Below are 21,555 nucleotides of genomic sequence, written 5' to 3'. Positions count from 1 at the left end.
CGCCGCGTACGGTTTACTTATAGAGATCGGCGCTGATGGTGACGTTATTACCGCGCTCCTGCCACTGGCGGGTGATATGGTAATATTTGGCACCTTTCTTCGCCGCCCGCTTGGCCACCTGATAGGAGATTTCCGTCATGTTGCCGTAGTTGCCGGTAAACTTAACGCTGTCGAACGGCACCATCATGGCGGCGGTCGCCTTGTTCAATTCTTCCACTTTTGTTCCGTCCGGAAGAGTGACGGTGTAACGGCCGCCTTTTGACGACTGCGTTTCAAAGAAGCGTCCCACCTCTGAGCTCGGCGAGGCGGTCGTCGCGACGCCTGGGATCTCTACCTTCTTCGCCGCTTCCCCGCCGGCGGCCAGCGCCGCGCGACCTGCCTCAGAGTCGGCCGGAATAACGTCCGGGCTTTGTACGACGCGCTTTTTAGCATCCTTTTTATAGATAAAGGCGGTAATACGCTGGTTGCCGCCCTGGTTGGCATCTATCTGCCGGACAATATAGAACGCATACGCGCCTTTTTGCCTTGCGGCCTTGGTGATGGCGTCGTTAACATCCGGCTGGCTGCGGTAGAAGCCCTGAACGGTGACGGTGTCGAACGGTTCAATCAGCACGGCCTCTCTTTTCGGTAGCTCTACCACGCCGTTAATTACCCGGTTATGGTTGGCTTCGGCCTTTTCGGCATCGGCCGGATAGAGGTCGGCGACGACGCGCCAGTTGCCGCTGTTGCCGAAGTCAGAGGTATCAACGACATAAAAAGAGGCGGCACCCGCTTTGTCCGCCCGACGGGATACCGCCGTTACCGCATCGCCAATGGCGTTAAACCGGCCGGTAATAACGATGCGTTCTGAAGGCTTCAGCGCTGCCGCCTGAGCCGGAGTAAGTTCCGTAGCCGCATTGACGGAAAACGCCGTTGCGGAGAGCAGAGCGGACGCCAGCAGAGTGTTCTTAAGCTTCATAAAAATAATCCTTCGCCTTGCGCAAACCAGGTACTGGTATTGTTATTGACTGAAAACGTGGCTGATTATGGCATTTAAACCCGGTGACTGTCTGCGTCATTTTTCTCCCGATGCGCCATAGCGAGTGACAAATCTGTCGGAAACAGATTTGAACGCCGCGCAGCGGCGGCCCGTCAGGGCGAGTCTCATGGATGAGATGAGTAACCAGAAGCCAATACACATGCAGCCTGAAGTATGACGGGTATAAAACAATAACGTTCGCGTTAATAGACGAAGTCTACCGTCAGCGCGACCGCGGCGGGAAGTGTGTGAAATATATAAGTTAATTTAATGTTAACTAACGGATCGCTATGGCGCTAAATCACGTTTTGCCGCTTCGTCTGAGCGAATTATCGGCCTCAGGTGAATAATCAAAGGTCATTATCCCGATCTGTGGCCTGAATCGTTCATATTCTGGCAATTTTGTTATAAATACTGTTCTGGTGCGCTGGATTACGGTCACTATTTTCATTAGGTTATATACGCGTCATTCTTCAGGCTACCTCTTTCCTGGCGCGACGCACTGAATCCCCGGTCGCCTTGCAAACCTCGCGTCCGGAGGTTTATTGCCCTGGGCCAGGAGGCGCTCTGAACGAGTTTGTGCAGCGTGGCGCTGTTAGCGTTCTATTTTATTGGTCTCCACATGAGATTGCCGGAGCAGCTCACGCTCACTGACATACCATCATCAAAAATAACGATGGAAGGGAACATTATGCGAATTGGCATACCAAGAGAACGGTTTACCAATGAAACCCGCGTTGCCGCAACGCCAAAAACGGTTGAACAACTGCTGAAGCTGGGTTTCACCGTCGCGGTAGAGAGCGGCGCGGGTCAACTGGCAAGTTTTGACGACAGGGCGTTTACGCAGGCGGGTGCGGAAATCGTCGACGACAGCGCCGTCTGGCAGTCAGATATCATTCTGAAGGTCAACGCGCCGGATGAGAAAGAAATCCCGCTGTTGAATCCGGGCACCACCGTGGTCAGCTTTATCTGGCCCGCCCAGAATCCGGAGCTGATGCAAAAGCTTGCCGAACGTAATGTTACGGTGATGGCGATGGACTCCGTCCCGCGTATTTCCCGCGCTCAGTCGCTGGATGCGCTTAGCTCCATGGCCAATATCGCAGGCTATCGCGCCATCGTGGAGGCCGCGCACGAATTTGGTCGCTTCTTTACCGGACAGATCACCGCGGCGGGGAAAGTGCCACCGGCGAAAGTGATGGTGATCGGGGCCGGAGTGGCGGGCCTTGCCGCCATCGGCGCGGCCAACAGCCTTGGCGCGATTGTGCGCGCATTTGATACCCGCCCGGAGGTAAAAGAGCAGGTCCAGAGCATGGGCGCTGAGTTCCTCGAGCTGGATTTTAAAGAGGAAGCGGGCAGCGGCGACGGCTATGCCAAAGTGATGTCCGAGGCGTTTATCAAGGCCGAAATGGCACTCTTCGCCAGCCAGGCGAAAGAGGTGGATATTATCGTGACCACCGCGCTGATCCCCGGCAAACCGGCCCCGACGCTGATTACCCGCGAAATGGTTGACGCCATGAAGTCGGGCAGCGTGATCGTCGATCTGGCCGCGCAGAACGGCGGCAACTGCGAGTACACCGTTGCCGGTCAGGTGGTGACCACCGATAACGGCGTGAAGATTATCGGCTATACCGATCTGCCGGGCCGTCTGCCGACCCAGTCCTCCCAGCTTTACGGCACCAACCTGGTCAACCTGCTCAAGCTGCTGTGCAAGGAGAAGGATGGCAATATCGTCGTTGATTTCGACGACGTAGTGGTGCGCGGCGTGACCGTGGTGCGCGAAGGCGAGATCACCTGGCCCGCGCCGCCAATTCAGGTATCGGCGCAGCCGCAGGCGGCACCGAAAGCCGCTCCGCCGCAGATAGCGCCAGAAACGCCGGCCTCTCCGTGGCGTAAATATGCGCTGATGGCGCTGGCGATTATTCTGTTTGGCTGGCTGGCCAGCGTAGCGCCGAAAGAGTTCCTCGGCCATTTTACCGTTTTCGCGCTCTCCTGCGTGGTGGGTTACTACGTGGTATGGAACGTGTCGCATGCGCTGCACACGCCGCTGATGTCGGTAACGAACGCCATTTCAGGGATTATCGTGGTTGGCGCACTGCTGCAGATTGGTCACGGAGGATGGGTTACCTTCCTGAGCTTTGTCGCGGTGCTGATTGCCAGCATTAATATTTTCGGTGGCTTCACCGTCACTCAGCGCATGCTGAAAATGTTCCGCAAAAATTAAGGGGTAGCATATGTCTGGAGGATTAGTTACAGCTGCATACATTGTTGCCGCGATCCTGTTTATCTTCAGTCTTGCGGGGCTTTCAAAGCATGAAACCTCACAGCAGGGGAATTATTTCGGCATTGCCGGGATGGCGATCGCGCTGCTGGCGACGATTTTTGGTCCGGATGCCGGCAACGTCGGCTGGATCCTGATCGCGATGATTATCGGTGGTGCCATCGGTATCCGCCTCGCGAAAAAGGTTGAAATGACCGAAATGCCGGAGCTGGTGGCGATTCTGCACAGCTTCGTCGGCCTGGCGGCGGTGCTGGTTGGCTTTAACAGCTATCTGCACCACGACGCGGGCCTGGCTCCGGTTCTGGTCAATATCCATCTTACCGAAGTCTTTCTCGGCATTTTTATCGGCGCGGTGACCTTTACCGGCTCCATCGTGGCTTTCGGCAAGCTGTGCGGCAAAATTTCGTCGACGCCGCTGATGCTGCCAAACCGCCATAAGATGAACCTGGCGGCGCTGGTGGTCTCCTTCCTGCTGCTGCTGGTCTTTGTACGAACCGACAGCGTGGGCCTGCAGATTCTGGCGCTGCTGGTGATGACTCTCATCGCGCTGGCCTTCGGCTGGCATCTGGTCGCTTCTATTGGCGGGGCGGATATGCCGGTGGTGGTGTCGATGCTTAATTCGTACTCCGGCTGGGCGGCGGCGGCGGCGGGCTTTATGCTCAGCAACGACCTGCTGATCGTCACCGGCGCGCTGGTGGGGTCATCCGGGGCCATTCTTTCTTACATTATGTGTAAGGCGATGAACCGCTCCTTTATCAGCGTTATCGCGGGGGGCTTTGGCACCGACGGCGCTCCGGCGGGCGACGACCAGCAGACGGGCGAGCATCGTGAAATCAGCGCGGAAGAGACGGCGGAGATGCTGAAAAACTCTCAGTCGGTGATTATCACTCCCGGCTACGGTATGGCGGTGGCGCAGGCGCAGTATCCGGTGGCCGAAATCACCGAGAAGCTGCGGGCGCGCGGCGTTAAGGTACGTTTTGGTATTCACCCGGTTGCCGGCCGTCTGCCTGGCCATATGAACGTGCTGCTGGCGGAAGCGAAGGTACCGTACGATATCGTGCTGGAAATGGATGAAATCAATGACGATTTTCCCGATACCGATACGGTGCTGGTTATTGGTGCCAACGACACGGTCAACCCGGCGGCGCAGGACGATCCGGCCAGCCCGATCGCCGGTATGCCGGTGCTGGAAGTATGGAAAGCGCAGAACGTTATTGTCTTCAAGCGTTCGATGAATACCGGCTATGCGGGCGTGCAGAATCCGCTGTTCTTCAAGGAGAATACCCAGATGCTGTTTGGCGACGCCAAAGCCAGCGTCGATGCGATTCTGAAAGCGCTTTAAGTCAACATCGGTGCGGCGGCCTCTGCGGAGGTCGCTTTTTTATCCGCAATTTAATAATCTCTGCCGGTAAAAGTGTAAGAGCAGCGGCTGAAATAATGTGATTTCCGTCAGCTTCCGGCGCAAAAAACGCGGCGACGGGTAAAGAAGTGAAAATATTTTGAGTAAACCCGGCGCTTATGGTACATAATCAGGCGTGTTTAACTACCGAGGACAATTATCATCCGCGATGACGAGAAGCAACACTGCGGATAATTGTAATTTTATGGACAATCTGTTCAGAACGTTTTTTTCCACTCTTTTTTCTTTTCAGCCATTCACTTCCTTCCTGCCCAGCGGAGAGCAGCACTGGCGCACCGCGCTTTAGCCACCTTCTTCTGCCCACGGCTGGTGCCCGCACCGCGCCGATCGATTTACGTTCCGGTTTGCCGTCTCCGGCAACCGCAAAGGATTATATTCTCAAGCAGGAGAAGGGTTATGTATTACTGGATCTTATTAAGTCTGGCTATTGTATCTGAAATAATCGGCACGCTGTCGATGAAATGGGCCAGCACCGGCAATAGCAGCAGCGGTTTTATTTTAATGCTGGTGATGATTACGCTGTCTTATATTTTTCTCTCTTTCGCCATAAAAAAAATCGCCCTCGGCGTTGCCTATGCGCTGTGGGAAGGTATCGGTATTTTATTTATTACGCTGTTCAGCGTGTTGTTATTTGATGAAAGCCTGTCGGTGCTGAAAATTACCGGTCTGAGCGTGCTGGTGCTGGGGATCGTGCTGATTAAATCCGGCACCCGTAAGCCGAAAAAAGCGGCCCGGGAGGTTACCCATGCAGCCGTTTGAATGGGTTCACGCCGCCTGGCTGGCGCTCGCCATCGTGCTGGAGATCCTCGCTAACGTCTTTCTTAAGTTTTCCGATGGCTTCCGCCGCAAACTTTACGGCATTCTGTCGCTGGCCGCCGTGCTGGCCGCTTTCAGCGCGCTGTCGCAGGCGGTAAAGGGCATCGATCTCTCGGTCGCTTACGCCCTGTGGGGCGGGTTTGGTATTGCCGCCACGCTGGCGGCGGGCTGGGTGCTTTTCGGCCAGCGGCTGAATCCGCGAGGCTGGGCCGGGCTGCTCCTGCTGCTGGTGGGGATGGTCATGATTAAGCTGGCCTGACGCGGGCGACGCCTACTGACGGGCCAGCGCTTCCAGCCGGTCGCGAAAACCGGTTACGGAGATTGCGCGATTATCCGCCCGCCAGCGATCTTTCGCCGCCGGAGCGGAGCTTTGTACGCCGATCAGCTCCCAGCCTGCGGCGCTGCGCAGCATCAGCGGCGAACCGCTGTCGCCGGGCAGCGTATCGCACTGATGAGAAAGGACGTCGTTTTGCGCCCAGCCGGTGACCAGACAGCTCTGATGCGTCCAGAGCTTGTCCAGATGATCTTCCGGATAGCCGGCCTGGGTAACCCTGCGGCTGGCGCTCTTCAGCGCCGCCGTCAGCGCGGTTTTGTCTCCGCTAAACAGCGGCAGTGGGGTAATGCCCGATGGCGGATTGCGCAATACGATCAGCCCAAAGTCGCGGGAGGCGGCGGCAGGAGGCACAATCCAGCCTTCGCCGTCCGCCTTCAGGCGCTTGCCCAGCGATGGTTCAACCCGGCCTTCGATATCGTGAATTTCATAGCGCCATAGCCCCTGTTGCGAAACAAAGCGCAGGGCGATGGCTTTATCCGCTTTACCCTGCGGGGGAGCCAGCAGACAGTGGCCGGCGGTTAATGCCAGGCGAGGGGAGATCAGCGTGGCGGTACACAGATTGCCGCTGGCGGTCTCCAGCTGGCCGATGGCATCCCAGGGCGGCTGCGTCGGATCGGCTACCGGCGTACGATCGTCATAGCCAAAAAACAGCGTGCTGGCTTCGCTGCTTTTCGCGGAAGTGCTATCAGGTTTATCTGCATACGCGAGGCCGCAAGAAAAATAGAGAGTTCCCAGTAGTACCGTAACGGTTTTTCGCATATCACGCTCTGATGGGTAATTATGATTATTAAAAGCAAACCCTTAGCAAATACTATAGACGGGACGCCGAAAAATCGGGAGTAAAATCAGTCGATGGGAAGCTGAAAAGGGAAAAGCGAGCATCGGTCAGATCTTACAATAAAAAGTGCAATCAGAATGACCTTAAAACGCCGATGTTGCGTGAATACCCCTCCGAAAAATAGGGCGACGGGCCGGAAAGCCTGCCGCCGTGAATGAATGACGAAACCAGGAAGCCATACGGCTGGTAATAAAAACTCAGGCGGCGGGCTGCCCGGTTTTCTCCTGGCCAGGCTTTTTAACGCGCTTTTTCTCGGTCTGGGATTTTTTGGCGGCCTTATGATGTTTTTGATGATGAACGGTTTTTTCCGTCGTCACCCTGGTGGCCTGCGCGTCGGCGGCAAATGCGGCTGAAGAGAGGCCCATAGCAGCAATAACAGCCAGAGCAAATACTTTTTTCATTCCGATACCCTCGATTTGATTTTTCATTTCACCCCACGGCGGGGGTGTCGAAAGCACTATAACGTGGGACGCAGGGGGCTTCCGTGAAGCATTGGTATCGGCGTGTAACGAAATGTACGGGCGTCGGGCTGTCCAGCCCGGCCCCGGACGGCGCTTATCCTCCGCGCAGGCGGCGGTGCAGGCACCCACCCACCAGCAGTGCCAGCACCAGCATCAGCGCAATAAATCCGCCTACGCCGTTCCAGCCGTAGCGGTGCCAGAATACGCCGCCCAGCGTACCGGCAATGCTGGATCCGAGGTAATAGCTGAAAAGATACAGCGAGGAGGCCTGTCCCTTCGCCCGGTGGGCGCGCGGGCCGATCCAGCTGCTTGCCACCGAGTGGGCGGCAAAGAAGCCCGCAGAAAAGAGCAGCATTCCGGCGAAAATAACCCACAGCGGGCTAAACAAAGTAATCAGCAGGCCAGCCAGCATCACGGCGATGGAAAAAAGCATAACCGGCCCACGGCCGTAGCGAACGGACATTGTCCCCGCCCTGGGTGAACTCCATGTGCCGGTCAGGTAAGCAACCGAGAGGAGTCCCACCAGCGCCTGGCTGAGGTGCCACGGGGAGAGCATCAGGCGATAGCCGATATAGTTAAACAGCGTGACAAATGCGCCCATCAGCAGGAAGCCCTCGGCAAACAGCAGCGGCAGCCCTCTGTCACGCCAGTGCAGGCGGAAATTAATGACCAGCACCTTAGGCCGTAGCGACGTCGGGCGGAAATGGCGCGATTCCGGAAGGATCTTCCAGAACATCAGCGCCGAGGCGAGGGCGAAACAGCCGATCGCCGCCAGCGCCATGCGCCAGCTAAAGAAGTCGGTGATCACCCCGCTAAGCAGGCGGCCGCTCATGCCGCCGATCGAATTGCCGCTAATATATAATCCCATCGAAAAAGGAACGAAACTGGGGTGGATCTCCTCGCTCAGCCAGGTCATTCCCACTGCGGCGACGCCGCTCAGGGAGAGACCGGTCAGCGCGCGCATAATAAGGATGCCGTGCCAGCTGGTCATCATCGTAGAGAGCAACGTGCAGCAGGAGGCCAGCAGCAGCGCGGTGACCATTACCGGCTTGCGTCCGACGGCGTCGGAAAGCGGGCCGGTAAACAGCAGGCCTGTCGCCAGCATCCCCGTTGATATCGAAAGTGAAATACTGCTGCCGGCGGGAGAGATACCGAATTCATGAGAGAGCACCGGCAGAATTGGTTGTACGCAGTAAAGCAGGGCGAAGGTCGCCAGCCCGGCGGAAAACAGTGCCAGGGTCGCGCGCATAAAGCGGGCGGTGCCGCGCGTTATGTACTGAGCGGGTTGGGAGGCAGGCGACGAGTCAACGCCACTCGTCGTGGCGTCATTGACGACAGATGTACGTCTCACAGGAGATCCTTGGTTAACACTCCCGTCTTCAGGGCGACGGGTACGACCACCTCTATAAGGGTAGGAAAATCACAATATTCTGTCTAATATATTAATAATCTTAAATAATACTTTTAAAATATGAATATCGAGCTGCGTCATTTGCGCTACTTTATTGCGGTCGCTGAAGAGTTACACTTCGGCCGCGCCGCCGCCCGTCTCAACATCTCTCAGCCGCCCCTCAGCCAGCAGATCCAGAGCCTGGAGCAGCAGATTGGCGCGCGCCTGCTGGCCCGTACCAACCGCAGCGTGGCCCTGACCGCCGCAGGGCGTCAGTTTCTGATCGACAGTCGACAAATTTTAGGGCTGGTGAACGACGCCGCCGCCCGCGCCGGACGGCTGCATCAGGGCGAGGCGGGGGAGCTGCGGATTGGCTTCACCTCATCGGCCCCGTTTATTAACGCCGTTTCCGATACGCTGTCGCAGTTTCGCCGGGCCTGGCCTGGCGTGCATCTGCAGACGCGGGAGATGAACACCCATGAGCAGATCGCGCCGTTAAATGAGGGAGAGCTTGACGTGGGGCTACTGCGCAACACCCGGCTTCCGGAGACGCTAAAGCACGAGGTGATCCTGCGTGAACCGCTGATGGCGATGATCCCCCGGGAGCATTTTCTGGCCCACAAGCCGGTGGTAACGCTGACGGAGCTGGTAAAGGAGCCGCTGGTTTTTTTTGACCCGCACATCGGCACCGGGCTGTATGACGATATTCTGGGCCTGATGCATCGGCGCGGCCTGAAGCCGACGATTGCTCAGGAGGTCGGCGAGGCGATGACCATTATCGGCCTCGTCGCTGCCGGGCTGGGGGTGTCGATTCTGCCGGCATCCTTTCGCCAGGTGCAGCTGGCGGGAATGTGCTGGGTGCCCCTTGCCGAAGAAGACGCGGTTTCGGAAATGTGGCTGGTCTGGCCCGCGCACCGTGAGCAGAGCCATGCTGCCCGCCGCTTTTGCCAGCTGTTGAACGCTGCGGCCGGGCATAGGGTATAAAACGTGCGTTAAATCACATCAATAAGTAAAAATTTGACGCCAGTCGGGGAAGTGTTTCACCATAGACTGTAGATTATTTCGGAGCGCGAAAATAAAGGGAGTAAGCGGTGGTCGCTGAGAGTCAGCCGGGGCATATCGATCAGATTAAACAAACCAATGCGGGCGTGGTGTACCGGCTGATTGACCAGTTGGGCCCGGTGTCGCGCATCGATCTTTCTCGCCTGGCGCAGCTGGCTCCCGCCAGCATTACGAAAATCGTTCGCGAAATGCTTGAAGCCCATCTGGTGCAGGAGCTGGAGATCAAAGAGGGCGGCAGTCGGGGACGTCCGGCGGTCGGTTTGATCGTGGAGACGGAAGCCTGGCACTATCTCTCTTTGCGCATCAGCCGCGGGGAGATATTTATCGCCCTGCGCGATCTCAGCGGCAAAGAGGTGGTAAAGGAGTGCCTGGCGCTGCCGCTTTATGCCGAAACGCCGCTGTTGGAACGTATCATCGTGATGGTTGATGAATTTTTCACCCGTCATCAGCAGAAACTTGAGCGGCTGACCTCCATGGCGATCACCCTGCCGGGCATTATTGATACCGTAAACGGCATTGTGCACAGCATGCCGTTTTATGAGGACGTTAAGGAGATGCCGCTGGGCAGGGCGCTGGCGCAGCATACCGGGGTGCCGGTCTATATTCAGCACGACATCAGCGCCTGGACGATGGCCGAAGCGCTGTTCGGTGCCTCGCGCGGGGCGCGGGACGTGATTCAGGTGGTGATTGACCATAACGTCGGCTCGGGCGTAATCACCGACGGGCGACTGCTCCACGCCGGTAGCAGCAGCCTGGTGGAGATTGGTCACACCCAGGTCGATCCCTACGGCAAGCGCTGTTACTGCGGCAACCACGGCTGCCTGGAGACCATCGCCAGCGTGGAGAGTATCCTTGAACTGGCGCAGCGGCGGCTTGGCCAGTCCATGACCTCAACGCTGCACGGGCAGCCGCTTACGGTGGATTCGCTCTGCCGGGCGGCGCTGCAGGGCGATCTGCTGGCCAGGGATGTTATCAGCGGCGTTGGCGCTCACGTTGGGCGTATCCTGGCGATCATGGTGAATTTGTTTAACCCACAAAAGATCCTGATTGGCTCTCCCCTGAACGGGGCGGAGGAGATTCTGTTTCCGGCGGTGGCTGACAGCATACGCCAGCAGGCGCTGCCGGCCTACAGCAGGCATATCACGGTAGAGAGAACCCAGTTTTCCAATGAAGGGACGATGGCGGGGGCCGCGCTGGTCAAAGACGCGATGTATAGCGGCTCTTTGTTAATCCGTCTATTACAGGGTTAACATTTTTTAACTGACGTACCAAAATTTGCGCTAACTCAAGCAGTATCTTCCCGGCATACTTTAAACTTTCTGCACTATATTATTTTACTGGTTTACTTTTTTTGACGCATAACGGTGGAGTTAGTAATGCTGAAGCGTTTCTTTATTACAGGTACGGACACTTCTGTCGGGAAGACGGTGGTTTCCCGTGCATTGCTGCAGGCATTAGCGTCCGCTGGTAAAAGCGTGGCGGGCTATAAGCCGGTCGCCAAGGGAAGCATCGCTACGGTCGACGGCGTGCGTAATAAAGACGGGCTGGTGCTGCAGAGCGTTTCGTCCGTCGGGCTGCCGTACGAAGCGATCAATCCCATTGCCCTCAGCGAAGAAGAAAGCAGCGTGGCGCACAGCTGCCAGATTAATTACACCCTTCTGTCCAACGGTCTCGCAAACCTCAGTGAAAAAGTGGATCATGTGGTGGTCGAAGGCACCGGCGGCTGGCGCAGCCTGATGAACGATCTGCGTCCGCTGTCGGAGTGGGTGGTACAGGAACAGCTGCCGGTACTGATGGTGGTCGGTATCCAGGAGGGCTGTATCAACCACGCGCTGCTGACCGCTCAGGCCGTTGCCAACGATGGCCTGCCGCTGATCGGCTGGGTGGCTAACCGCATTAACCCCGGGCTGGCTCACTACGCTGAAATCATCGGCGTGCTGAGTAAAAAACTGCCGGCACCGCTCATCGGCGAGCTTCCCTATCTACCCCGGGCCGAGCAGCGCGAGCTGGGGCACTATATTCGCCTGTCAATGCTCGGCAGCGTACTGTCGGCGGATCGTATCCTGGCGTAGCCGCCCGCGGGCAGCGCCGGTGCCCGACGATCGAAGTCCGGGGCGCTTTCCCTGGCCCCATGCTTAAGTCATTTTTTCTGTGAATTCATATTCTGTTATTAACGTCCCCTGTCCGGGGCGTCAGCCAGCCGCGCGCGGCACCCGTGCCGCGAGGTCAACTGTCCGGGTAAATATTCAGCGCCCGGCGGGTGCGGCCCGAGCTGAGGTAATCGGCGATATAATCCTGGGAGATCTCGCCGTTATAGCGTCCCTCCTCATCGACGATAGGCATCCAGCTGGTGTTGCTCTCATAGAGTTTTGACAGCACGATGCGCAGGTTATCTTCTGCCTTTCCGGTCACCCGGAAGGGGTGAAGCAAATCGGCGCAGGTGCCGCTGGCCCCGCGCGCTTCCCGACGTTTGACGTACCCCAGCGGCCTGCCGTCGCCGTCCACCACGGCGATAGCGCGGATGTCGTTATCATCCATAATGCCGAAGGCGTCGCGAAGAGGAGTGCCAGGTCGCGCGGTCAGCGTTGGCTGCTGGTCGGTAACGTCGCCGGCAGAGACCAGCAGCAGCCGCTTGAGGGTGCGATCCTGGCCGACAAAGGAGCCGACAAACTCGTTGGCGGGCTTTGCCAGCAGCTCGTCCGGGCTGGCGCATTGCACAATATGTCCCTTGCGGAAGACGGCGATGCGATCGCCGAGCTTCAGCGCCTCATCAATATCATGGCTGACCAGCATGACCGTTTTTTTCAGCGCCCGCTGCATCTCAAGAAACTGGTTCTGAATCACCTCGCGGTTAATCGGGTCTACGGCACCAAACGGCTCATCCATCAGCAGCACCGGCGGATCGGCGGCCAGGGCGCGGATCACCCCGATGCGCTGCTGCTGGCCGCCGGACATCTCTTTCGGATAGCGGTGGAGGTACTTCTTCGCATCCAGCGCCACCATCTCCATCAGCTCCGCCGCGCGGCTTTTGCAGCGCGCCTTATCCCAGCCCAGCATACGCGGCACAACGGTGATGTTCTCCTCAATGGTCATATTGGGGAACAGGCCGATTTGCTGAATCACATAGCCGATGTTGCGGCGCAGGGTAACGGTATCCATGTCGTTGGTATTTTCACCGTTAATCAATATGTTGCCGCTGCTGGGGGCAATCAGACGGTTGATCATCTTCAGCGTGGTGGTTTTTCCGCAGCCCGACGGTCCCAGCAGCACGCACATTTCGCCCTCCGGGACGTGCAGATTAACGTTATCGACGGCCTTCAGCGGCTGGCCGTTTTTCTGAGCGAACTGCCGGGTCAGGTTTTCCAGCTTTATCATTATCGAATCCCCCTGGGTGTCAGTACAATCTGCAGACGGTGCAGCAGCCAGTCGAGCACAATCGCCAGCAGACAAATCATCAGCGCTCCGGCAATCAGCATCCGGATGTCGCTGCCGCCGATGCCGTTGAGCAGCAGCAGCCCGAGGCCGCCCGCGCCGATCACCGCGGCGATCGCCATAACGCCAATGTTCATTACCACGGCGGTGCGGATGCCGCCGAAAATCACCGGCAGCGCCATCGGGATCTCCACCCAGCGCAGGCGCTGCCAGAAGGTCATGCCGATGCCGCGACCGGCTTCACGCAGACCCGGCGGCAGGCTGTCGAGGGCGGTATGGGTATTGCGCACAATCGGCAACAGCGAATAGAGGAACACGGCGGTAACGGCGGGCAGGGCACCGATACCCTGACCGATCAGCGAAAACAGCGGGATCATCAGCCCGAACAGGGCGATGGAGGGGACGGTCAGCAGCAGGGTGGCGACGCTGAGAACCGGCGTCGCCAGCCATTTATGGCGCACGATAAGCACGCCCAGCGGTACGCCAATAACGATAGCCAGGCCGACGGCCAGCGCCACCAGCCACAGATGCTGAAAGGTCAGCGTGGCGAGATAGCCCGCGTTGTCAATCATATAGTGAAGGGTGTCCATGGGCGCTCCTTACAGCAGCTTTTTCTGACGCAGAAAGTCGCGCGCGACCTGCTGGGGTGACTGATGATCGATATCGACCCTTGCATTCAGGGTGCGGATAATGTCGTTATTCAGCAGGCCGGAGAGCGTATTTAGCGCCTCGTCGAGGCCGGGATGTGTCTCCAGTACCGCTTTGCGCACCACCGGCGTGACAGCGTAACCGGGGAAGAAGCCTTTATCATCCTCCAGCACCTGCAGATCGAAGCCCTTAACCCGGCCGTCGGTGGTATAGACCAGACCGGCGTCGACAAAGCCGTCGCGCACTGCGTTATAGACCAGCCCTGGCTCCATCTGGCGTATCTGCGGGCGATCGAGGGTCATACGATAAGTCTGCTGCAGCGGCTTCATGCCGTCGCTGCGCCCGACGAACTCCAGGTCCAGCCCCAGCCGCCAGTTGTGATCCGGATCGGTCTGGCGAAGGTGCTCAATCTTCGCCACCATCTGCGAGATGGTGGTGATGTGCTCTGCCTCGGCACGCTTGCGCTGCATGGCGAAAGCGTAGGTATTATTCATATCGGCGGGATTCAGCCACACCAGCCCCAGCTTCTCATCCAGCCGCTTAACTGTGGCGTATGACTCCTGCGGACTCATGCGCTTATTGATACGGTTAAAAATGATCAGCGAGGTGCCGGTATACTCCCAGGTCACGTCGATCTGCCCGTTAACCATGGCATTACGGGAGATCACCGCGGCGATATTGGTGCGCGGCTCCACCTGAAAGCCTTTTTTTTGCAGGTACTGTACGGTCATGGCGGAAAGAATGTGCTGTTCGGTAAAGCCTTTGGTAGCCAGCACGATGGGGGCGGCGTGAAGCGGCCCGGCCAGCAGCAGCGCTCCGACAAGCCATCCCTTCAGGCATTTCTTAAGATTCATCTTTGCTCCTTGTTATTATTGTCATCAGGCAGCGTGCGGACTTAACGCACGTCCGAGCCAGGCAAGCAGGCTGTCGAGGATCAGCGCAAACAGCGCCGTGGCGGTGGCTCCGAGGATTAGCGTCGGGAAGTCGTTCAGATAAATGCCGGGGAAAATCAGCTCACCGTAGCTGCTGGCACCAATCAGAAACGCCAGCGGCGCGGTGCCAACGTTAATGGCCGTGGCGATGCGGATACCGGAGAGCATCACCGGCCAGGCGTTGGGTAACTCCACCTGGCGCAGGCGCTGCCAGCGGGTCATGCCGATACCGTCGGCGGCTTCCAGCAGCGACGTCGGCACTGAGCTAAGACCGGCCCAGGTATTGCGCACGATGGGCAGCAGCGAGGCCAGGAACAGCGCGACGATAGCCGGAATATCGCCAATACCGATGATCACCATCGCCAGCGCCAGTACCGCCAGCGGCGGCAGCGTATTGCCGATGTTAAAGATTTGCATGATGTATTCAGCGAATCCCCTGGCCGCGGGGCGGCTCAGTAAAATTCCGCTCGGAACGCCGACCAGCAGGGCAAAAAACAGCGAGGTGAAGACTAAGAACAGATGTTGTTGCCCGAGATAGAGCAGGTCGGTCTGACGCGCCTTCAGCGTATCCAGACCTATACCCCAGACTAACAGCGCCAGCACGATAACGATCGCGACGGCGAAGCCAGACGCGCGTTTAGCGTTGGAGGTGTACATTGCGATGTGCTCCCTGTTTGCATGTGTTATGGCAGCGGATAAGTGGGCTGCGTGTTGTTATGCCATGTTCCGGCAGGGTGATTTGAGCTATAGCAACAGGGTGGAAAGGTTTCCAGCGAAGCGCATGAATTTATGGCGTGCGCTTCGCTGACGCCGCGGGAGTGGCCCCTGCTGGCGTACAGGGCGCGCGGGGAAGGTCAGGAATTATCTTAAAAGGTTAATAATGAAGTGACGTTGTAACAAAACGGCCGCGTTGGGCGCAAAAAAGGCAGGGTAAACCTGCCTTTATGCCGCTCAGCGAAACAGCGGCTTCACGGCTACCGGGATAAGCAGCTGTGACTGCCAGCCGGCCAGCGTGTGGCGAGCCAGCTCGCCCAGCGCCTGGTAGAAAGGGTGTCCGGCGTGCTCAATGAACACCTCCAGAAAGCGGGAGGACCACGGCAGCAGATGCCATGCCAGCAGCTGCTGGCACTCGCCGTGGCGACCGTTTTCTGCCAGCCAGGCGGCCATCAGCAGCAGGGAGCCGAAGTGATCTTCCGGCTCGTTTTGCCTGACGATAAACTGTATGCTGTTTTCACGCATCCACTGGCGTAGCGCCAGCGTCGAGTCGCCAAACAGAACGTTTTCCCGATCCAGCCAGACCGACCCCCACGGCGGTGAAGGCAGGGCGTATGGGCCAAGGAACAGGCGCTGCCAGGCCTCGGCCAGAGGCTCCTCGCTCTCAGCCTGAAACGCCGCGCTCAGCGGCGACAAAACCTCCGCCGGCAGCGGCCACTGCGCTTCCCAGCCTTCGCTTGACAAGGCCGTCACCAGCGGGGCGGCTTCGGCGCTCTGCGGCGCGTAATAGAACAGCGCACCCAGCGCCCGCGCCGTGATGGAGAAATCGTCACGTTGTGTAAAATCAGTCATTAACATTTTCCAAAAGTACGGGACTCCCGCACAAATTCATTAAGTTTACCGCCATACCGACGGTCATATTCTGGGCCATAAACCCGGCCCCGGCCGGGGGTTGCACCGGAAAACGCCCTGCGCGTTTTCCTGACGCTGCCGGAGAGCCGATTCCCTGGCTGTCCGGCAGCGAGCGGCCTAATGTGCCAGGCTGTAGCGTAACATTATTGAAGGCCTTGCCGCTCGCCCGCGTAGCGGCGGCCGGGGGGGTTACTCGCGTATCGCTTTCGCCCGCGGCGGCTGGCCGTGCTGTCCGATCAGACTTTCTCGATCTCCACCAGGTTTGTGTGCTGCGGGTTGCCTTTGGCCAGCGGCGACGGGCGCAGGGTGGTCAGGGTGTTAATGCAGGCCCCGTAGTCGATGCGGTCACCCGCCATATCGGCCTGATGCCAGGCTCCCTGGCCCATGGCGCTGACGCCCGGAAGGATACGCGGCGTAACCTTTGCCGGCAGGCGCACCTCACCGCGGTCGTTAAAGACCCGCACCATATCGCCGTCGGTGATGCCGCGCTTCTGCGCGTCCAGCGGATTAATCCATACCTCATGGCGGCAGGCGGCCTGCAGCACATCAACGTTGGCGTAGGTGGAGTGGGTGCGCGCCTTATAGTGGAAGCCATACATCTGCAGCGGGAAGGTGCTGCGCTTCGGATCGTCCCAGCCCTCCGGCGTGGCGGCATAAATCGGCAGCGGGCTGATGACGTCGCCCTGCTTCAGCTCCCAGGTACCGGCGATCTCCGCCAGCCTGCTGGAGTAAATTTCGATTTTACCTGAGGGCGTTTTCAGCGGGTTGGCCTGGGGATCTTCGCGGAACTTCCGGTAGGCGACGAAGTGGCCGTTGGGATCTTTACGCTTATAGATGCCCATTTTCTTCAGCTCGTCATAGGCAGGCAGCGCCGGATCCCGGGCGCGCATCTTGCCGTACAGATACTGAAGCCACTCCGCCTGGCTGCGGCCTTCGCTGAATTTCTGCAGGACGTCATCGCCAAGGCGCTTCGCCACTTCGCAGAGGATCCAGTAGATCGGCCTGCGTTCGAACTTTGGCGCGGTCGCCGGCTGGATAAAGATCAGATAGCCCATGTTGCCGGCGTAGTCGTTAGGAATAATGTCCTCCTGCTCGACGGTCATCAGGTCCGGCAGCAGAATATCGGCGTATTTAGCCGATGAGGTCATAAAGTTCTCAATGACGACAATCATTTCGCACTTCGACTCATCCTGCAGGATCTCATGGGTTTTATTGATATCGGAGTGCTGGTTGACGAGGGCGTTGCCCGCATAGTTCCAGATGAACTTGATCGGTACGTCGAGCTTCTCTTTGCCGCGCACGCCGTCGCGCAGGGCGGTCATCTCCGGGCCGTGGTCAATGGCGTCGGTCCAGCTGAAGCAGGAGATGGCGGTTTTTACCGGATTCTCCAGCATCGGCAGGCGCTCGATGGTCATGGTATAGGTTGACTCACGGGCACCGCTGTTGCCGCCGTTAATACCGACGTTGCCGGTGAGGATCGGCAGCATGGCGATGGCGCGGGCGGTGAGTTCGCCGTTGGCCTGTCGCTGAGGCCCCCAGCCCTGACAAATATAAGCCGGTTTGGTGGAGCCGATCTCCCGCGCCAGCTTAACGATGCGCTCCGCCGGGATGCCGGTGATCCGCGAAGCCCACTGCGGCGTTTTGGCGACGCCGTCGTCCCCCTGGCCGAGAATCCAGGCCTTGTAGTGGCCGTTGGCCGGGGCACCGACAGGCAGGGTTTTCTCGTCATAGCCGACGCAGTATTTATCAAGGAAAGGCTGATCCACCAGATTCTCGTTAATCAGCACCCAGGCGATCCCCTCCACCAGCGCCGCATCGGTGCCGGGGCGGATCGGGATCCACTCGTCTTCGCGCCCGGCGGCGGTATCGGTATAGCGCGGATCGATAACGATCATCCGCGCGTTTGAGCGCTCCCGGGCCTGTTCGAGATAGTAAGTGATCCCGCCGCCGCTCATGCGCGTTTCCGCCGGGTTGTTGCCAAACATCACCACCAGCCGGCTGTTCTCTATATCGGAGGTGCTGTTGCCATCGTTGCTGCCGTAGGTGTAGGGCATCGCGCAGGCGATTTGCGCCGTGCTGTAGGTGCCGTACTGATTCAGGGAGCCGCCGTAGCAGTTCATCAGGCGGCGGATCGGTGAGGCTGAGGGGGAGGAGCGGGTCATATTGCCGCCGACGATGCCGGAGGAGTAGTTAATGTAAACCGCCTCGTTGCCATACTGGCTGACGGTACGTTTCAGGCTGCTGCTGATGGTATCCAGCGCCTCCTGCCAGCTGATGCGCTCAAACTTGCCTTCACCGCGCTTGCCCACGCGCTTCATCGGATAGTTAAGGCGATCCGGATGGTTGATGCGGCGGCGGATTGAGCGTCCGCGCAGGCAGGCGCGTACCTGGTGATTGCCGTAAATATCGTCGCCGGTATTGTCGGTTTCGACCCGCCAGACCTCATCATCTTTTACGTGCAGGCGCAGGGCGCAGCGGCTGCCGCAGTTAACCGAGCAGGCACCCCATACGATCTTATCCTCTGCGGGTTGCATCGCCTGCTGCACCGCAGCAGCGGCTGAGCGCACGCTGAAGGGTAAGGAGAGGGTGCCGGCGGCGAGGGCCAGCGATCCGATAGCGGTGGATTTTACTAATGCCCTGCGGCTGATGCCTCCCTGCAGGATACTGTCAGACATACTTACTCCCTCACATTAAGCGCTATATAAAACATTAAATAGCGAAATCAATAACATGCTTATGGTAACGGGAGTTTACCCCTTCAGGAGTGGCGGTTATTAATCCATATCAAAATGCGGGTTACCCTCCGGCGCGGGAGGGTAAGTTTTGGCGCTTCGGGGTTACTGCGCGGTTGGTTTTAACATCGCCGGACCCGGCGCTTTATGTTCCGCCAGGTACTGATGCTGGAAGATGCACATGCGGATAGTGTTGCGGTATTCGCCGTTGATAAAGAATTCGTGAATCAGTTCACCTTCCACCATAAAGCCCAGCTTGCGGTAAATATGGATCGCCTTTTCGTTCTCTTTATCCACAATCAGATACAGCTTGTACAGGTTGAGGACGGTAAAACCGTAGTCCATCGCCAGCTTCGCCGCCCGGGAGGCGAGGCCCCGGCCCTGATGCTCCGGGGAGATAATGATCTGGAACTCGGCCCGGCGGTGGACGTGGTTGATCTCTACCAGCTCCACCAGCCCGGCCTTTTCGTCGTCGCACTCAACCACGAAGCGGCGCTCGCTCTGATCGTGAATATGCTTATCGTACAGATCCGACAGTTCGACAAACGCTTCGTAAGGCTCTTCAAACCAGTAGCGCATCACGCTGGCGTTGTTGTCGAGCTGATGGACGAAACGCAGATCTTCCCGTTCCAGCGGGCGTAATTTAACGTTCAGAGGCGTTAACATTTTCTGTCCCTGTTGAGTTTAAGGGGCCACCACGCGGCCGGTACGGCGATCCAGGCAGCGCAGGGTATGCGGCTCCCAGTAGGCGTTAAGGTTCGTGCTCTGTTCGCATCTGTCGCGGTTATCAAAGGCGGCGTCGGCTTTGTCCCACTCTTTTTCGGTGCGGGTATTAACCTTGTTACGCAGGCTGCGGGTCTGGTTCCACTGCTCTTTTTCCATCGCCGCGTGCTGGCGGCTCTGCGCGCTGTCGCCTGATTCAATGACCAGCCTGCTGTTTTCCGCCAGCGTGGCGGAGGAGTAAACGACGGCACCCAGCGCGAGCATTGCCGTCAGACAGAGGCGTTTGCTAAGGATAAAGTTCATGGCAGGCTCCTTCTTTATGTAATCACGTGATGAATTCTACACCAATCCTGCTGGCGGTAATATCCATCGCCGCACTATGTGAAATTACCGGCTGTTTCCTGCCCTGACTGTGGCTGAAGCGTGGGGCAATGCCCGTGCTGCTGCACCCGGCGGCAAGCGAATGGGTCTGTGCCGCCCGGGACGGCGTTTACCTCGTGACCGCCCTGCTGTGGCTGCGGTTTGTTGGCGGAGTCAGGCTGAGTCTCTGGGAGTGGGGCGGAGCGCGGGTTGCCCTCTGCGGAATGCTGATTATGGTTGTGGGATGGGGATGGACGTAAGCGCTCATTTTGTGATCGCATGTGTGTTTTTTGATCATTATACTTGTATGGTAGTTATGGGGGCGCTAAATTTCCTGCACCGTTAATAAGATGTAAGGAAAAAAGCATGGAAAGTGTTGTTATTCGAGAGCCAAATAAGCTGGTGATTGAACAACGTCCTTTACCCCTGGCGGCAAACGGAGAGGTACGGGTAAAGGTAAAACTTGCCGGCATTTGCGGCTCCGACAGCCATATTTATCGCGGACATAATCCTTTCGCAAGATATCCTCGTGTGATTGGTCATGAATTCTACGGCATTATTGATGCCGTGGGAGAAGGCGTTGATCCAAACCGGCATGGCCAGCGCGTCAGCGTGGACCCGGTGATTAGCTGCGGTAAATGTTACCCCTGCACCGTTGGCAAGCCCAATGTCTGCACTTCCCTGGTGGTATTAGGCGTACATCGTGACGGCGGCTTCAGTGAATATGTTACGGTTCCGGCGAAAAATGCGCATCCGATCCCGGACGCGGTCTCCGATAAACATGCGGTAATGGTGGAGCCTTACACCATTGCGGCGAACGTGACCGGGCAGGTTGCGCCGATGGAAAACGACGTCGCGCTTGTTTACGGTGCCGGTCCGATGGGGCTGACCACCGTGCAGGCGCTGAAAAGCGTTTATAAGGTGCAGCAGGTTATTGTCGCCGATCGCATTAATGAGCGTCTGGCGATGGCCAAAGCGTGCGGCGCTGACCACATCATTAATAACGAGCAGATCGACTTAGCGGCGTTTTTAAACGAGCAGGGGCTGAAGCCGACGCTGATCGTTGACGCCGCCTGCCATCCGTCGATTCTGCAGGAGGCGATAGGTCTGGCCTCCCCGGCGGCGCGAATTGTGCTGATGGGCTTTTCCGGCGAGCCCTGCCAGATTATTCAGCAGGGAATTACCGGAAAAGAGCTGGCTATTTTCTCCTCGCGGCTTAACGCCAATAAATTCCCCACGGTCATCGGCTGGCTGGAAAAGGGGCTAATCGATCCGGATAAACTGATTACCCATTGCTTTGATTACCGTCAGGTCGTCGAAGCAATTGAACTGTTTGAAACCGATCGTCGCAAGTGCTGTAAGGTTTTACTGACTTTTTCTGCATAACAATAATCGTGCGTATCTCCGATATATTTCGGGCTGCAGCTGCGTGAGCTGCGGGATAATCCGGCACAACAACGAGCGGGCCGTTATACGGTAATAAAA

General features: G+C 57.9%; 22 protein-coding genes. 10 read left to right on the top strand and 12 right to left on the bottom strand.

Annotated elements, in window-relative coordinates:
• Positions 1-13: 13 nt before the first annotated feature.
• Entirely contained in the window at positions 14-958 is a 945-nt protein-coding gene (gene ydgH, locus GJV78_RS07540) for a DUF1471 family protein YdgH (protein ID WP_155107740.1), read from the bottom strand.
• Positions 959-1,709: 751 nt separating this feature from the next.
• Here ydgH and pntA point away from each other — a divergent pair.
• The 5 genes from pntA to mdtI all read left to right on the top strand — a co-directional run bounded on the left by pntA (position 1,710) and on the right by mdtI (position 5,791).
• On the top strand, positions 1,710-3,239 hold the full coding sequence (pntA, locus tag GJV78_RS07535) for a Re/Si-specific NAD(P)(+) transhydrogenase subunit alpha (protein ID WP_155107739.1): 1,530 nt from the start codon (positions 1,710-1,712) through the stop codon (positions 3,237-3,239).
• 10 nt (positions 3,240-3,249) lie between these two features.
• The gene (pntB, locus tag GJV78_RS07530) at positions 3,250-4,638 is read left to right on the top strand and encodes a Re/Si-specific NAD(P)(+) transhydrogenase subunit beta (protein WP_155107738.1); all 1,389 of its coding nucleotides are present in this window, start codon (positions 3,250-3,252) and stop codon (positions 4,636-4,638) included.
• Positions 4,639-4,831: 193 nt separating this feature from the next.
• Positions 4,832-5,002, top strand: a complete 171-nt coding sequence (locus GJV78_RS24265; protein WP_456237473.1) for a protein YdgV — start codon at positions 4,832-4,834, stop codon at positions 5,000-5,002.
• A 110-nt stretch (positions 5,003-5,112) separates the two neighbouring features.
• On the top strand, positions 5,113-5,475 hold the full coding sequence (mdtJ, locus tag GJV78_RS07525; protein WP_155107737.1) for a multidrug/spermidine efflux SMR transporter subunit MdtJ: 363 nt from the start codon (positions 5,113-5,115) through the stop codon (positions 5,473-5,475).
• A complete protein-coding gene (gene mdtI, locus GJV78_RS07520; RefSeq protein ID WP_155107736.1) occupies positions 5,462-5,791 on the top strand; it encodes a multidrug/spermidine efflux SMR transporter subunit MdtI in 330 nt (109 codons plus the stop codon). The genes mdtJ and mdtI overlap by 14 nt, the downstream gene beginning before the upstream one ends.
• A gap of 12 nt (positions 5,792-5,803) precedes the next feature.
• Here mdtI and GJV78_RS07515 read toward each other — a convergent pair whose 3' ends face one another.
• The 3 genes from GJV78_RS07515 to GJV78_RS07505 all read right to left on the bottom strand — a co-directional run bounded on the left by GJV78_RS07515 (position 5,804) and on the right by GJV78_RS07505 (position 8,516).
• Positions 5,804-6,625 (bottom strand): trypsin-like serine peptidase, encoded by an 822-nt coding sequence (locus tag GJV78_RS07515; protein ID WP_155107735.1) that lies wholly within the window; start codon positions 6,623-6,625, stop codon positions 5,804-5,806.
• Between the two features lie 276 nt (positions 6,626-6,901).
• Positions 6,902-7,105 (bottom strand): acid-shock protein, encoded by a 204-nt coding sequence (locus GJV78_RS07510; protein WP_407929045.1) that lies wholly within the window; start codon positions 7,103-7,105, stop codon positions 6,902-6,904.
• Positions 7,106-7,259: 154 nt separating this feature from the next.
• Entirely contained in the window at positions 7,260-8,516 is a 1,257-nt protein-coding gene (locus tag GJV78_RS07505) for an MFS transporter (RefSeq protein WP_167519430.1), read from the bottom strand.
• Between the two features lie 120 nt (positions 8,517-8,636).
• On the opposite strand from GJV78_RS07505, the gene GJV78_RS07500 reads away from it, so the two are divergent.
• The 3 genes from GJV78_RS07500 to bioD all read left to right on the top strand — a co-directional run bounded on the left by GJV78_RS07500 (position 8,637) and on the right by bioD (position 11,689).
• A complete protein-coding gene (locus GJV78_RS07500) occupies positions 8,637-9,539 on the top strand; it encodes a LysR family transcriptional regulator (RefSeq protein WP_155107734.1) in 903 nt (300 codons plus the stop codon).
• A gap of 107 nt (positions 9,540-9,646) precedes the next feature.
• Positions 9,647-10,867 (top strand): sugar metabolism global transcriptional regulator Mlc, encoded by a 1,221-nt coding sequence (gene mlc / locus GJV78_RS07495; protein WP_167519429.1) that lies wholly within the window; start codon positions 9,647-9,649, stop codon positions 10,865-10,867.
• A 126-nt stretch (positions 10,868-10,993) separates the two neighbouring features.
• Positions 10,994-11,689, top strand: a complete 696-nt coding sequence (bioD, locus tag GJV78_RS07490; protein ID WP_155107733.1) for a dethiobiotin synthase — start codon at positions 10,994-10,996, stop codon at positions 11,687-11,689.
• A gap of 154 nt (positions 11,690-11,843) precedes the next feature.
• Here the strand turns inward: bioD and osmV are convergent, their stop codons facing one another.
• From osmV to GJV78_RS07450, 8 genes are all read right to left on the bottom strand, one after another.
• Positions 11,844-12,992 (bottom strand): osmoprotectant ABC transporter ATP-binding protein OsmV, encoded by a 1,149-nt coding sequence (gene osmV, locus GJV78_RS07485; RefSeq protein ID WP_155107732.1) that lies wholly within the window; start codon positions 12,990-12,992, stop codon positions 11,844-11,846.
• Positions 12,992-13,639, bottom strand: coding sequence for an osmoprotectant ABC transporter permease OsmW (gene osmW / locus GJV78_RS07480; RefSeq protein WP_155107731.1), 648 nt, complete (start codon positions 13,637-13,639; stop codon positions 12,992-12,994). The genes osmV and osmW overlap by 1 nt, the downstream gene beginning before the upstream one ends.
• A 9-nt stretch (positions 13,640-13,648) precedes the next feature.
• On the bottom strand, positions 13,649-14,551 hold the full coding sequence (gene osmX, locus GJV78_RS07475) for an osmoprotectant ABC transporter substrate-binding protein OsmX (protein WP_155107730.1): 903 nt from the start codon (positions 14,549-14,551) through the stop codon (positions 13,649-13,651).
• Positions 14,552-14,575: 24 nt separating this feature from the next.
• The gene (gene osmY / locus GJV78_RS07470) at positions 14,576-15,286 is read right to left on the bottom strand and encodes an osmoprotectant ABC transporter permease OsmY (RefSeq protein ID WP_155107729.1); all 711 of its coding nucleotides are present in this window, start codon (positions 15,284-15,286) and stop codon (positions 14,576-14,578) included.
• 294 nt (positions 15,287-15,580) lie between these two features.
• Positions 15,581-16,195: a Tat proofreading chaperone DmsD gene (gene dmsD, locus GJV78_RS07465; RefSeq protein WP_155107728.1), complete on the bottom strand. Its 615-nt coding sequence runs from the start codon at positions 16,193-16,195 to the stop codon at positions 15,581-15,583.
• A gap of 296 nt (positions 16,196-16,491) precedes the next feature.
• On the bottom strand, positions 16,492-18,930 hold the full coding sequence (ynfE, locus tag GJV78_RS07460; RefSeq protein ID WP_155107727.1) for a selenate/tellurate reductase subunit YnfE: 2,439 nt from the start codon (positions 18,928-18,930) through the stop codon (positions 16,492-16,494).
• A 162-nt stretch (positions 18,931-19,092) separates the two neighbouring features.
• Positions 19,093-19,653 carry a spermidine N1-acetyltransferase gene (gene speG / locus GJV78_RS07455; RefSeq protein WP_155107726.1) on the bottom strand — a complete coding sequence of 187 codons (561 nt, stop codon included), beginning with the start codon at positions 19,651-19,653 and terminating at the stop codon, positions 19,093-19,095.
• Positions 19,654-19,671: 18 nt separating this feature from the next.
• Positions 19,672-20,013, bottom strand: a complete 342-nt coding sequence (locus GJV78_RS07450; RefSeq protein WP_155107725.1) for a DUF1283 family protein — start codon at positions 20,011-20,013, stop codon at positions 19,672-19,674.
• 128 nt (positions 20,014-20,141) lie between these two features.
• Here GJV78_RS07450 and GJV78_RS07445 point away from each other — a divergent pair, with 128 nt between their 5' ends.
• Entirely contained in the window at positions 20,142-20,330 is a 189-nt protein-coding gene (locus tag GJV78_RS07445) for a YnfA family protein (protein WP_407929044.1), read from the top strand.
• A 106-nt stretch (positions 20,331-20,436) separates the two neighbouring features.
• Positions 20,437-21,456 carry a Zn-dependent oxidoreductase gene (locus GJV78_RS07440; protein ID WP_155107724.1) on the top strand — a complete coding sequence of 340 codons (1,020 nt, stop codon included), beginning with the start codon at positions 20,437-20,439 and terminating at the stop codon, positions 21,454-21,456.
• The last annotated feature ends 99 nt before the right edge of the window (positions 21,457-21,555 follow it).

This window comes from Intestinirhabdus alba, assembly GCF_009711095.1.
Lineage (GTDB): Bacteria > Pseudomonadota > Gammaproteobacteria > Enterobacterales > Enterobacteriaceae > Intestinirhabdus > Intestinirhabdus alba.
This window is presented reverse-complemented; position numbering and strand designations above follow the sequence as displayed.

Bases quoted from the DNA above. Each gene is read 5' to 3' on its own strand.
- ydgH (WP_155107740.1), bottom strand. From the start codon at position 958: ATGAAGCTTAAGAACACTCTGCTGGCGTCCGCTCTGCTCTCCGCAACG.
- pntA (WP_155107739.1), top strand. From the start codon at position 1,710: ATGCGAATTGGCATACCAAGAGAACGGTTTACCAATGAAACCCGCGTT.
- pntB (WP_155107738.1), top strand. From the start codon at position 3,250: ATGTCTGGAGGATTAGTTACAGCTGCATACATTGTTGCCGCGATCCTG.
- mdtJ (WP_155107737.1), top strand. From the start codon at position 5,113: ATGTATTACTGGATCTTATTAAGTCTGGCTATTGTATCTGAAATAATC.
- mdtI (WP_155107736.1), top strand. From the start codon at position 5,462: ATGCAGCCGTTTGAATGGGTTCACGCCGCCTGGCTGGCGCTCGCCATC.
- GJV78_RS07515 (WP_155107735.1), bottom strand. From the start codon at position 6,625: ATGCGAAAAACCGTTACGGTACTACTGGGAACTCTCTATTTTTCTTGC.
- GJV78_RS07510 (WP_407929045.1), bottom strand. From the start codon at position 7,105: ATGAAAAAAGTATTTGCTCTGGCTGTTATTGCTGCTATGGGCCTCTCT.
- GJV78_RS07500 (WP_155107734.1), top strand. From the start codon at position 8,637: ATGAATATCGAGCTGCGTCATTTGCGCTACTTTATTGCGGTCGCTGAA.
- bioD (WP_155107733.1), top strand. From the start codon at position 10,994: ATGCTGAAGCGTTTCTTTATTACAGGTACGGACACTTCTGTCGGGAAG.
- osmV (WP_155107732.1), bottom strand. From the start codon at position 12,992: ATGATAAAGCTGGAAAACCTGACCCGGCAGTTCGCTCAGAAAAACGGC.
- osmW (WP_155107731.1), bottom strand. From the start codon at position 13,639: ATGGACACCCTTCACTATATGATTGACAACGCGGGCTATCTCGCCACG.
- osmX (WP_155107730.1), bottom strand. From the start codon at position 14,551: ATGAATCTTAAGAAATGCCTGAAGGGATGGCTTGTCGGAGCGCTGCTG.
- osmY (WP_155107729.1), bottom strand. From the start codon at position 15,286: ATGTACACCTCCAACGCTAAACGCGCGTCTGGCTTCGCCGTCGCGATC.
- dmsD (WP_155107728.1), bottom strand. From the start codon at position 16,195: ATGACTGATTTTACACAACGTGACGATTTCTCCATCACGGCGCGGGCG.
- ynfE (WP_155107727.1), bottom strand. From the start codon at position 18,930: ATGTCTGACAGTATCCTGCAGGGAGGCATCAGCCGCAGGGCATTAGTA.
- speG (WP_155107726.1), bottom strand. From the start codon at position 19,653: ATGTTAACGCCTCTGAACGTTAAATTACGCCCGCTGGAACGGGAAGAT.
- GJV78_RS07450 (WP_155107725.1), bottom strand. From the start codon at position 20,013: ATGAACTTTATCCTTAGCAAACGCCTCTGTCTGACGGCAATGCTCGCG.
- GJV78_RS07445 (WP_407929044.1), top strand. From the start codon at position 20,142: ATGCCCGTGCTGCTGCACCCGGCGGCAAGCGAATGGGTCTGTGCCGCC.
- GJV78_RS07440 (WP_155107724.1), top strand. From the start codon at position 20,437: ATGGAAAGTGTTGTTATTCGAGAGCCAAATAAGCTGGTGATTGAACAA.